11 protein-coding genes are annotated in these 12,503 nt (G+C 46.9%); 1 reads left to right on the forward strand and 10 read right to left on the reverse strand.

Features of this window, described 5'->3' with window-relative positions:
- Window positions 1-40 precede the first annotated feature (40 nt).
- The 3 genes from ACZ5LF_RS09080 to spxA form a co-directional block, all read right to left on the reverse strand.
- Window positions 41-997: a competence protein CoiA gene (locus tag ACZ5LF_RS09080; protein WP_380569876.1), complete on the reverse strand. Its 957-nt coding sequence runs from the start codon at window positions 995-997 to the stop codon at window positions 41-43.
- 66 nt (window positions 998-1,063) lie between these two features.
- Window positions 1,064-1,714 carry an adaptor protein MecA gene (locus ACZ5LF_RS09085; RefSeq protein ID WP_380569877.1) on the reverse strand — a complete coding sequence of 217 codons (651 nt, stop codon included), beginning with the start codon at window positions 1,712-1,714 and terminating at the stop codon, window positions 1,064-1,066.
- 170 nt (window positions 1,715-1,884) lie between these two features.
- Window positions 1,885-2,283, reverse strand: coding sequence for a transcriptional regulator SpxA (gene spxA, locus ACZ5LF_RS09090; RefSeq protein WP_344704150.1), 399 nt, complete (start codon window positions 2,281-2,283; stop codon window positions 1,885-1,887).
- A gap of 286 nt (window positions 2,284-2,569) precedes the next feature.
- Here spxA and trpS point away from each other — a divergent pair, with 286 nt between their 5' ends.
- Window positions 2,570-3,568 (forward strand): tryptophan--tRNA ligase, encoded by a 999-nt coding sequence (gene trpS, locus ACZ5LF_RS09095; RefSeq protein WP_380569878.1) that lies wholly within the window; start codon window positions 2,570-2,572, stop codon window positions 3,566-3,568.
- A gap of 85 nt (window positions 3,569-3,653) precedes the next feature.
- Here the strand turns inward: trpS and fabF are convergent, their stop codons facing one another.
- The 7 genes from fabF to ACZ5LF_RS09130 all read right to left on the reverse strand — a co-directional run bounded on the left by fabF (window position 3,654) and on the right by ACZ5LF_RS09130 (window position 12,139).
- Window positions 3,654-4,895, reverse strand: a complete 1,242-nt coding sequence (gene fabF, locus ACZ5LF_RS09100; RefSeq protein ID WP_380569879.1) for a beta-ketoacyl-ACP synthase II — start codon at window positions 4,893-4,895, stop codon at window positions 3,654-3,656.
- On the reverse strand, window positions 4,888-5,850 hold the full coding sequence (locus tag ACZ5LF_RS09105) for a beta-ketoacyl-ACP synthase III (RefSeq protein ID WP_380569880.1): 963 nt from the start codon (window positions 5,848-5,850) through the stop codon (window positions 4,888-4,890). The genes fabF and ACZ5LF_RS09105 overlap by 8 nt, the downstream gene beginning before the upstream one ends.
- A gap of 113 nt (window positions 5,851-5,963) precedes the next feature.
- Window positions 5,964-7,811: an oligopeptide ABC transporter substrate-binding protein gene (locus ACZ5LF_RS09110; protein WP_380569881.1), complete on the reverse strand. Its 1,848-nt coding sequence runs from the start codon at window positions 7,809-7,811 to the stop codon at window positions 5,964-5,966.
- 284 nt (window positions 7,812-8,095) lie between these two features.
- A complete protein-coding gene (locus tag ACZ5LF_RS09115; protein WP_380569882.1) occupies window positions 8,096-9,178 on the reverse strand; it encodes an ABC transporter permease in 1,083 nt (360 codons plus the stop codon).
- A 15-nt stretch (window positions 9,179-9,193) separates the two neighbouring features.
- On the reverse strand, window positions 9,194-10,156 hold the full coding sequence (gene opp4B, locus ACZ5LF_RS09120; RefSeq protein ID WP_380569883.1) for an oligopeptide ABC transporter permease: 963 nt from the start codon (window positions 10,154-10,156) through the stop codon (window positions 9,194-9,196).
- Between the two features lie 7 nt (window positions 10,157-10,163).
- Complete coding sequence (locus ACZ5LF_RS09125; RefSeq protein WP_380569884.1) at window positions 10,164-11,093, reverse strand: ATP-binding cassette domain-containing protein; 930 nt, start codon at window positions 11,091-11,093, stop codon at window positions 10,164-10,166.
- Window positions 11,093-12,139, reverse strand: a complete 1,047-nt coding sequence (locus ACZ5LF_RS09130; protein WP_380569885.1) for an ABC transporter ATP-binding protein — start codon at window positions 12,137-12,139, stop codon at window positions 11,093-11,095. Before ACZ5LF_RS09130 ends, ACZ5LF_RS09125 begins: the two co-directional genes overlap by 1 nt.
- Between the last annotated feature and the right edge of the window lie 364 nt (window positions 12,140-12,503).

Genomic DNA, 12,503 nt, shown 5'->3' on the forward strand with positions numbered 1-12,503 from the left:
AATTTTCTCAATATTGCGTATAAATTTCAAGTCTCGAAACTTATTGTGAATTGTATAACGTCTTATAGTCGCCAAGCAGCCTGTGGATCACCTGCTCGCTTTGAGGCGCCCCTTGTATTTCCCGGAGGCGTATGAAGTGTCTGAAACCTTCAATCGTCAAGCTCCCCCGCTCCAGGGCAAACATCAAATACAGTTTCCATTCAAGGGGACTGTTCATGATCCAGCGCTCGGATTCTGTAATGTACAACAAGTGTTTCGGCAGATCAGCCGGATTGAGTCCAAGCTGATAAATATATGTAAGTGTGGGATTCAACCGACTTTTCTGCCGACGTTCATGCTGGATGAGCCGTTTGATATCCTGTCTGTTCATCTGGTGCATCTGTCTAGTCATCACTTCATGGTCTAGCATCAGTGCTTCTGCATCCATACCCTCTACATGGAACAGCCAGCGGCCTGTACCGATATGATGATGCAACGTCCATTTCTTCAATTGCCTGTTCCTGTCCTGATATGTAAACAAGGCATGATGGAACTGTGTCGACAACTGGAAATGGGTTGGAATCACATGAGGTCCATTGATGCGGAGCGCCGTTTCATCAAGCACCCATATGACATCCATACCAAGTGTACGGTACCCTTTCGAGCGTTCGATGATGAGCATTGGAGAAATCGGAGAATATTGGATTTCGATGGCGCGCTTCCCTACAAGCAGATCTGGAATCTGTTCTATTTCGGGCAGATAATATTCCATTGCAGCAGTGTGATTTTTGTTGAGGCTCAAGTACAGTTCATGCTTCGCCGACAAGTGAGCCAATGATTCCTTTTTGTAGAGATGCCTGATGCAGTCTACTATGCGATGGTGGGAGAAATGGGGTGTCTTTACATTGCCTGATTTCAATACGACCCGCTCCAGGCAGACCGGACAGAAATATTTCCTGTTCTTGACCGCTTCACTTGCAGTGACGTTGCCACCAGTTTCATCGTGGGCTATAAACATAAAAAAACCTCCTCATCTATATATGGATGAAAAGGTTAAAAATGATTTATTTTAAATGCAGATAATTTAATTTTCTTGAAAAACTTTTCTTACTTTGCCCCTCACGTTCATACTCATGATGATATTGCCGTATTCTTCGACAATGAGGCTGGATGTTTCAGCAGGCGCGCTGTACTCGAGAAGTTTTGCTTCAATCCGTTCTGTATCCATATAATCCATACGGTAATCGAAGAATATCTGATAGTAATATCTGCCTTCATGGACAATCAGCAGATCTTCATACTGTGTTTCATCGACTTCGACTTCATAGGAATACTTGATGAGGTCTTCCAAGTCTGCGAACCTGACCATTACTGGCTCTTTCGTAACAGGCGTCGTCTGGTCTTTCTCGCCTGAAATATTTTCAAGGAATGATTCAACATCTTTATTATTTATATCCATAGGGTTCTGCTCCATTGAGAATGGTTTGTCATCCTGAGATTTGGACACGACCACTTCGATTCCTTTGTCATAGGCATGCACTTGAATCCATAGCGGCCCGTCCATTGAAAATTCTTCTTCGTGCTCGTGGTTCACTTCATCCATGATCGACCAGAAGAATTCTTCTCCACGTTTACGGTTCAACCACAGATCTTCTTTATCGTAGCCGCGTTTTTCAATATCCTGGTAGGTGATGAAAAATTTGATTGTAGACTCATCGATCCTTTCAATCCTCATGCTCCTCACTCCTCTCCATAAAGTATGGGCTTACTTATACTATACCTTAATGTGCCAGGGTAAAACCACTTTTGGAATTGTCATATCATTATACGCCAAAATACCCACAGTTTTCAAGCAATCTGCGGGCATAACACTTTAAGTATATGGCTGATCTCGGGTGCTCTTTTTTAGAGTTCGGCGAGACGTTTTGCTTCCTTGAGGTGGAATGTCCTTACCTTGCGTGGAAGGAAACGACGTATTTCATCTTCGTTATAGCCGACTTGGAGACGCTTTTCGTCCATGATGATCGGCCTTCTCAACAGTCCAGGGTTATCCATGATCAATGTGTACAACTCCTGCATCGGCATGGTGTCGATATCCACATTAAGCTTTTGGAACGTTTTAGATCTGGTGGAAATGATTTCATCCGTGCCATCTTCAGTCATGCGAAGAATTGCCTTGACCTCCTCCAATGTGAGGGGTTCAGAAAATATATTTCTTTCAGTGTATGGAATTTCATGTTCTTGTAACCATGCTTTCGCTTTACGGCATGATGTGCAGCTTGGAGAAGTAAATAATGTTACCATGGGGCTCACACTCCAATTTCAAAAGATTTGTAATGTTAGTCTTTACCCGGTTCCATCAATTTTTAATCCCGATTGGTTAAATTTAATGGAAAACCGACTTCAACTTCATCTACACTTTGTATTATACTGCACGAACATTAAAATAAAATGAGAATTCCTTAATAATCCCGCAAATTTTCAATTAATTTATGATATTTTTATATTTATACAAGGCTATCTGCTTTATTGCAAGCTTTCGGAAAGTCTATTATTATAGGAGTAATGACTAACTTAAAGGTGATGACACATGAAAACATTATTTTCCGGAGTCCAGCCGAGCGGGATTCCTACAATCGGCAACTACATCGGCGCCTACAAGCAATTCGTCGAGCTGCAGGATGAATACGATGCCTACTTCTGCATCGTCGACCAGCACGCCATAACCGTGCCCCAAGACCGTCTCAAACTGCGGGATAATACAAAAAAACTCGCAGCAATCTATCTGGCTTCGGGACTCGATCCGGAGAAGATCACACTGTTCATACAGAGCGAAGTGCCGGCCCATGCGAAAGCGGCGTGGATGATGCAGTGCGTCGGATATGTCGGGGAACTTGAGCGTATGACGCAATATAAGGATAAGGCACGTAAACAAAACCAACGCGACGGCATCAGTGTGGGTCTCCTTACATATCCTTCACTGATGGCGGCTGATATTCTGATCTATGGAACCGATATCGTACCCGTCGGCGAAGATCAGGGCCAGCACCTTGAACTCACCCGCACACTCGCGGAACGTTTCAACACCAAATACAATGATGTCCTGACCGTCCCTGAAGTCAAGCACCCGGAATACGGAGGCCGCATCATGAGCCTGAATGATCCCACCAAAAAAATGTCGAAAAGTGACGATAACCAAAAGGGGTTCATATCACTTCTCGATGACCCTAAAGCAGCTGCCAAAAAGATACGCAGCGCCGTTACTGATTCGGGCAGTGATATAAAATATGATAAGGAAAATAAACCGGGCATCGCAAACCTGCTGACAATCTATGCTTCCCTGACCGACAAAAGCATCCAGCAATTGGAGCGGGAATATGCAGACAGCAATTATGGTACATTCAAATCGGATCTTGGGGAAGTGGTGGAGCAGTTCCTCATCGATTTCCAGGAGAAGGTCAACCACTACCTTGAAAGTGGCGCACTTGACGATATCCTTGATGAGGGCGCCGTCAAGGCATCCCGCAAGGCGGATAAGATGGTCGCTAAGATGGAGCGGGCCATGGGGCTCGGCAGAAAGCGGAAATAGCTCTCATCCTCCCCATATAACAATGCTTCACCATCATAAAAAAGCGCCTCCCTTCATCGAAGGGAGGCGCTTTTACATTTGAACATCAATCTACATATTTTTTGAACACAAGGCTTGCGTTATGCCCGCCGAAACCGAAGCTGTTGGAAATTGCATATTCCAAATCTGCTTCCACCATGCCCCGAGAGACATAGTTCAAGTCACATTCAGGGTCTGGAGTGTCCAGATTGATGGTCGGATGGACTTTGCCTTCTTTCAGGCTGAGTACCGTAATGATCGCTTCCATACCGCCTGTTGCGCCGAGCAGGTGGCCCGTCATGGATTTTGTGGAGTTTACGAGCAGTTTGTCTGCGTGATCTGCAAACACCGTACGGATTGCCATCGTTTCGAACAGGTCATTGTATGGTGTGCTTGTCCCGTGGCCATTGATGTAGTCGATCTGCTCCGGTTTCAGACCTGCATCCTTCATCGCTTCCTGCATGGCACGCGCTCCGCCTTCGCCGCCTTCAGCCGGTGCTGTGATATGGTGGGCGTCGCCGGTCGTCCCGTAGCCGACTATCTCTCCATATATTGTGGCACCACGCGCTTTGGCATGTTCCAGTTCCTCAAGCATGACGACACCTGCCCCTTCGCCGATGACGAAGCCATCACGGTCCTTGGAATAGGGTCTGGATGCTTTGTCAGGGTCTTCTGCCGTAGTCAATGCTTTATTGGCCTGGAATCCGGCGATGCCCATACGTGTAATCGGTGCTTCAGTACCGCCTGTGACCATCGCATCAGCCTGACCGCGTGCGATGAACTTGAACGCTTCACCGATCGAGTTCGTACCTGTGGCGCATGCTGTGACCGTTGCACCGTTCGGTCCCTTCAAGCCATGCTTGATGGACACCTGGCCACTTGCCATGTCCGGGATCATCATCGGTACGAAGAACGGACTCACGCGGCGTGGTCCCCGCTCATACAGGACTTTGAAGCCATCTTCAAGGGCCTGGATGCCGCCGATGCCGGAACCGATCCAGACACCGATGCGTTCACGGTTGTCATCTGTAATGTCGAGGCCGCTGTCTGCGACTGCTTCATCAGCAGCCACCATGGCATATTGGGTGAAGCGGTCCATGCGGCGCGCTTCCTTTCTGTCAATATAGTCCTCGACGTTGAAATCCTTCAGTTCCCCTGCCACATGGACATTATACTCGCTGTTGTCTATCCGTGTGATCTTATCTATACCATTTACTCCCTTCAGGGCGTTCTCCCAGGTTTCAGGCGCTGTGTTTCCGATTGGCGTCAGCGCTCCAATCCCTGTTACAACTACTCTTCTCTTATCCATGAGTCTCCTCCTTATTGTCTCCCCAGGTCAGACAGATTGCACCCCAGGTCAGTCCGCCTCCGAAGCCGACCAGGACAAGGGTGTCTCCGTCCTTTATCTTACCATTTTTAACTTCATGATGGATACTTAACGGTATTGAGGCAGCTGAAGTGTTGCCGTACCTATCAACTGTCACACTCATACGGTCTTCAGGCAGCCCCATGCGCTCGCGCGCGGCATTCATGATGCGTATATTGGCTTGATGAGGCACCAGCATACCAATATCTTCCTTTGTAAGACCTGCTTTTTCTGTAACATTGACACTCGATTCGCCCATCTGCCTGACCGCAAATTTAAACACTTCCCGGCCGTTCATACGAATGTCGCCGGTGTCCTCATCGTCATACAGATAAGGCCCCCCTTTGCCGTTGCTGCCGAGTTCAAAGGAACGTATGCCATATCCTTCAGATACTTCTCCCATAACTACAGCCCCAGCTCCATCGCCGAAGAGCACTGCAGTGGAGCGATCATCGAAATCGGTGATGTTGGACAGCTTGTCCGCTCCGACTACCAACACATTTTTGTATGTGCCGGTTTGGATGAATTGGCTGGCTGTCACCATGGCATAGATGAAGCCGGTGCAGGCAGCGAGCTGGTCCATTGACGGCACTGCCTCGAGACCGAGCTTGTTTTGGATTGTCGTCGCTACCGTCGGGAATTTATGATTCCCGGTCGATGTCGCAACAATGACCAGACCGATATCTTCTTTGGCGACTCCGGAGTTTGCTATCGCTTCTTCCGCAGCTTCGTACGCCATATCACTTGTTTCCATGCCTTCGGCGAATCGTCGTTCTTTTATACCTGTCATTTCTGTAATCCATTCATCTGATGTATCCAAAATCTTTTCGAAATCATGATTGGTGAACACTTTTTCCGGTACGTAGGTTCCGAGCCCCAATACGCCAACATTTTTCATTAGACCACACCTTATACTCTCATATTATAACTAGGTACTAATTTATCACAATCGATTATCCTGTACAACAAAAATGCACCCATGCTATGCATGGGTGCAACTTGAGTGTACTCTTATTCAGTTACGCCCCATTTGTAAGGAAGCGTCTCTTCATCGTATCCAAGTTCAATGCCGAAGTTTGTCACCCTTTCGTTGACAGGTACGACATATGCTCTGTAAAGAGTCGGTACGACTGGCATTTCCTCGACCATGAGCGCCTGCCATTCATTGTAGATCTCTTTCCTCTTCTCTACATCTAGAGCCTCAGGAGAGTTACCCTTTTCCATCAATTTAGTGCTTTCTTCAGTGGCGTAACGTGGATAGTTGAATGCCACATCCGGGCCATATAGACCATATGGGTCTACATCGGAGCCTACGCTCCATGCGCCTTGGTAGATGTCGACTTCAGGATCGTCGTTTTCAAGCATATCGTAGAATGTATTGAATTCTATCAGACGATCGTTCGTCAGTTTGACGTTCAGGCCGACATCCTTCCAGGATTGGATGTAGTAGTTTGCAAGTGGTTCCGCAGTATCCCCACCGGACATTGAAGCGAAGTTCAATTCGAGTGGTTCGCCTTCTGGCGTTTCACGGAAACCGTCGCCGTCTGTATCTTCATAGCCTGCGTCATCCAGAATCTGTTTCGCTTTTTCCGGATCATATTCTGGTGTTTCGATGCTGTCATCATGCCACTCGGCGTGATAAGGCGTGATCAGTGTAGTTGCTTCCCAACGAAGACCGTTGTAGAAACGTTTACCTACAGCTTCGTTGTCCATCGCATGCCACATCGCGCGGCGCAGTTCTTTATCGCCGACTTTGGATTCTTCAGGTTTGTAGTCCACTCTGCCTTCTTCTGCGTTCCATTCACCTAGTTTGAAGCCGATGTAGGTATAGGCACCATCGATATTGGCAAGCCATTCGACGCCTTCCATCTCAGCTACGTCCGGATATTGGTCGGTCGGGAAGTTGATTGCATAATCCACTTCTCCTGTTTCCAGAGCATTCGCGATTGATGATGGTGATACGACGCTCAACTCGATGCCGTCAAGATTCGGTTCGCCTCTCCAATAATCTTCAAACTTGGTCATTACGACTGATTCTCCAGGTGTAACGGAATCCACTTTATACGGCCCTATGCCCAGCGGATTTTCACGTGTTTGAGGCGCTTCAGCCATATCGGCGATCTCAACACCTTCATAGTGGTGCTCAGGCATTGCATAGTACCAGAAACCGCCCGCTGTAAGTGATGGTGCAATTTCTTTATATGTGAAGACAGCAGTCTGGTCATCGATCACTTCGATACCTGAAATGGAGTCTGCTTCTCCCGCTTTGTACTCATTATACCCTTCAATCAGCGTGAATCCATCGGTGGCACCACGGATACCCGGATAGTCAGGATGGCCGATGACTTCATATGAGTATACATAGTCATCTATTGTAACTGGTTCCCCATCGTGCCATTTGACGCCTTCTTCCATTGTGAATGTCACTGTTTTGTCATCTTCATTGACTTCAAAGTTCAGTGCCCCATCATTTGTAAACTGGAAATCTTCATCCATCGTGAGCAATGGCTCATCGAACAGACTTAATACTTCGGCATCTGGATTACCCTGATACAGGTTCCAGTTCAGTGTGCCTTCAAAAGGCGTATCTGAAGTCAGGCCGACTTTCAGTGTGCCTTCCCCAGTTGCTTCTCCATCGTTGGAGACAACTTGGTTGAAATCTTCATAATTATATACTTCTCCAGACTCTCCTTCTTCCCCACCTTCATCTTTCGATTCTTCTGATGAGCCTTCAGAACCGGAGTCGCCGGAGTCTTCTGACGTTTCTTCTTCCGATGATCCCCCGCCGCATGCGGCAAGTGCCAATACAAGTACCAGCATCATGAAGAACATCAATTTGGACCATGAATATTTCCCCATCTTATTTCCTCCCTATTGATGAAATTAAAACACTATATACTCAGTTCAGCTCTCGGCTGAAACTTAGTATCAAAAAACGTCGCGCATTCGTGGATATGTAATGTAACATCCACAATATTATCACAATTATCTGAAATATCAATGGCTACCAGTTAAAGTTTTCCATCATAAGTGTATTATTGCATTATTTTTTCATCTTTTTTTAAAATTTTCCGTTAACTATTTGAAACCGCTTACATAGATGCTGGGGATAAACCCCCAAACCAATGGGGATTCAACTTAACTTATGCTTTACGCTGTCTTGCGTCTCCAGCGCGTCTCATTGCTTCTCCTATATTACGCACACAAAGCATGAGGACCAAAATCATGATGGCTGCCGGCACCCATATCCAAGGCCTGTGCTGGAGTGTCTGGGAGTTGGTTGCATAGGCCATCAGTGTCCCAAGTGAAGGGTAATCTTCCGGAAAGCCGAATCCAATGAAAGACAGCCCTGATTCTATTCCGATGTTTGCCGCCAGAGACAACGTACCATTGACGATGATGATACCGACAAGATTCGGAATCAGCTGGGTGAAGACGACTTTCATATGGGAACTGCCAAGTGTCTTCGATGCGTTGATGTAGTCAAGCTCCTTCTCCTGCATGGCCAATGAACGCACCAGCCTTGCTGTACCCGTCCATAAGAATGCCGCCATTATAAGGGAGAATGAAAAGATATCGTAGGATGGTGAGATTGTTACAAATACGATGATGATCATCAGGAATGGCAATACCATGAAAAAGTCAACGATACGCATCATGGCATTATCAATCTGTCCTGCAAAATATCCGGATACTACTCCATAGATGATACCGAATCCGACACTCATTAAGGTGACCAGCATACCGATCGCCAATGAATTTCGTGTGCCTATGATCAATTGGCCGAAAATATCCCGTCCACCATAATCTGTCCCCAGCCTGAATGTATCGTTTGGTGGTTCATTGATGGCGAAAAGGTCGACCGTGACGATTTCCTGACGGTCTAAAAACATCGTCAGGCCAAACACATAGGACGTGATGATGACGAACAAGATCAATGAGAAGAGTGCGAGTTTATCTGCAATCACTTCCTTCATGATCACTTTCCACCCTGGTGGACTCTTCGGCAGGTTTTTGGAATCCAGCGCACCATGTCCGGATGCGCCATGTGGGATGTCGGCTTTGACCGTCATGTCCATATCGCCCTTTTGGTCCTCATGTGGGCCTTCATCATGCGCTTCGAATGGATCGCCATGGATCGGCCGTTCTTCTCTTTGTTCATTATTCAAGCGGGACTCTTCATTTTCATGATCTATATTTTTATTGTAGTTATCTTTATTATCCAATTTTTACGCTCCTTCCTATTTTATTCGGATCCTAGGATCAACGATGCTCAAAATGATATCGGACAGCAGCGCACCTAAGATTGCCAGGATGCCGTAGAACAGGATCAGAACATTCGCTACACTGAAGTCGCGTGTCGAGATGGAGTCCAGGAACAGCCGGCCCATGCCAGGGTAGCTGTAGATCATTTCAATGAAGATTGAACCGCCGAGAAGAGCCACTATCTCATAGCCGAAGAATGCAGCGATCGGCAAGATTGAGTTTCTGAAGATGTGCCTGTTGTAGACGGACGATTCTTTCACGCCTTTCGCACGCGCGAGTATGATGAAGTCCTTCTGCTTCGTTTCTATGATGCCACTCCTCAAGTACTGCACCGTGCCGACAAGGCCGATCAGTGCTATTGCGAAACTCGGCAGTACGAGGTGGTTTATCTTGCTCAGTATATAATCTATCGAGCCTGGTTCAAGCCCTGGACCGACTGAACCGCCTGTCGGGAACCAGCCAAGGCTGTAGCCGAACAGCCACAAGATGACCAGACCGAAAATGAACTGCGGTGTAGCAAAACCAAGGTATGTATACCCGGTGATTGTATTGTCAAGGAGAGAGTCATTGTAGCGTCCTGAAAGAAGACCGAGCGGCAAGCCGATCAAGTAGATCAGGATGGTGGAGAACAGTGACAACCATACTGTGTTCATCAATCGGTCCCCTATGACGTCCATGACAGGTCTCTGGTGGAATATCGAAGTTCCAAAATCCCCCTGGAACATGGCGAATATCCAGTCCCTGTATTGGATGTACCAAGGGTTATCAAGTCCGAGCTCCTCCCTTTTGGCCTGGATCGCTTCTGCAGGAATGTTCGGGTCAAGCAGACCTGAGAGTGCATCCCCCGGCATGAGCGAACCAAGAAAGAATACTAGGATACTCAAAATGACCAGCTGTGGGAAAGTGATCAGCAACCGTCTAATTGTAAATTTCAGCATTTATTCATCAACCTTTCACCGGTAGCGCAACTCTGTGCGTCTTTGAAATCGATTGCAATGGGAATGCCCGACCTTCTTCGTCGAGGTTTTCATCGAAATTCTGATCGTACTCTTCTTTGATTTTCTGACGCAAAGCCAAATTCCTTTCCACTTCATCCACGTCCGTATCCGGAATTGCGGCAATCAGCCGCTTCGTATAGATGTGCTGGGGGTTGCTGAATATCTCTTCAGTCGTACCCTCCTCTACGAGACGGCCATGGTACATGATGCCGATATGGCGGCACATATGACGGACCACGCCCAGATCATGGGCGATGAACATCATCGTCAAGTCCATATCCTTTTGGATGTCCTGCATGAAGTTGAGCACTTGTGCCTGCACGGATACATCCAGTGCCGATACAGGCTCATCTGCAATGATGAGCTTAGGGTTTAATGCAATCGCCCGGGCCACACCAATTCTCTGGCGCTGACCACCCGAGAATTCATGCGGATACTTATAAAGCGAGCCTGGTGGCAGGCCGACCCGGTTCAACAGGCCGAGGACTTCGTTGATCAGTTCTTCCTTAGATCTTTTATGATAGTTCCTGATGGGCTCTGCCACTATATCGAAAACGCGTTTGCGCGGATTCAGTGAAGAGTATGGATCTTGGAATATCATCTGGATATCATCACGTACGTTCACTTTACGGCCTTTTTCGTTAAGTTTCTGGCCATTAAAATGAATTTCTCCGGCAGTGACATGGTTGAGCCCCATGACCGCTTTGCCGGTCGTGGTCTTGCCTGAGCCGGATTCTCCGACCAGACCGTATGTCGTACCTTCCGGTATGCTGATGCTGACACCATCGACTGCTTTGACATAGTCTTTGACCGTATTGAAGAATCCACCCTTTATCGGGTAGTGGACTTTCAGATCTTTTATCTCCAGTAGATTCATTACGCATTTCCTCCCCGGGTGGCCATTTCATACTCATGGGTATCGGCATCGATATAGGTCGTTTCTGCATCTTCCAGGCTGAAGTGCTTATAGCATGTGCAGCGTACATGATGGCCTGGTGCGATCTCACGCAGCTGTGGATTGTATTCGTGCTCTGAAGCGGGCACCCAAGGAATGCGCGGCGCAAACCGGCAGCCTGTGCGGTCCATCTTGTCGAGTGCAGGGACGACGCCCTGGATGACATGCAGCTTCTTACCGAGCATATCTTCAGTCGGCAAGGAGTTCAGCAGTGACTTCGTATAGGGATGCTGTGGATTCTTGAACAATTCCCTGACAGGTGCAACTTCAACGATTTGACCGGCGTACATGACCGCAACACGGTCCGCCATTTCTGCGACGACACCGAGGTCATGCGTAATAAGTAGGACACCCGAATTCAACTCCTCCTGGAGTTCCCTGATGAGATCCAATATCTGCGCTTGGATCGTGACATCAAGCGCCGTAGTCGGCTCATCCGCTATCAACAATTTCGGTCGGTTTGCTATCGCAATGGCGATGACCACGCGTTGGCGCATGCCACCAGATAATTCATGGGGATAGGCTTCCGCGACCCTCTTTGGCCGTGGTATACCCACACGATCAAGTAATTCTACCGCATAGGACTCGCGTTGGTCCTTTTGCTTGGTGTTATGTATCTTCAACGTTTCGATAATCTGCTGTTTGACCTTCATGAGTGGATTCAATGCCGTCATCGGATCCTGAAAGATCATCGCCATATCTCCACCGCGTATTTTATTCATCTTGCCGTCGCTTAGCTTCAGCATATTGCGATCGAGGAAATTCACTTCGCCTTCTATACGCGCCTTGGTATGGAGCCCCATAAGCGAAAACGCAGTCGCGCTCTTCCCTGAGCCGGACTCGCCCACTAGCGCGAGCACTTCATTAGGTTTGATATTCAATGAAACATCGTCAACTGCCGGAAAGTACTCTCCTCCTATTTTAAAGGAGGTTGTAAGATTCTTGACCTCTAGTAAATTTTCAGACATTCTATTTCACCCATTCTTTCTCTGTTTCATAATGTACTCCCTATCGTTTTACTGCTTTTGCGACTTTAATTCTTAGACCATTTGAGATAAAACTACAGTAGTTTTCATCAAATCTGTCGCTCACATGTCATTTTATTCCGAAAAAACGATGCACATGCTGTAACAGGAAATGGCTCTTTACTTACTACTATCACCATTGTAAATGGCGATATTTCAAAACGCAATAATCATTTTTTGAATTGTAGCAATTTTTAAGTATTTACAAGAATTAAATATACACTAGTAAATAATGCTTTTCAACTGTATTCAAGTGGAAAAAAGCTTTTTTGAAATCGTTTTCATTTATGTATGTTTTCAGCACAAA

It is taken from the genome of Salinicoccus siamensis (assembly GCF_055391965.1).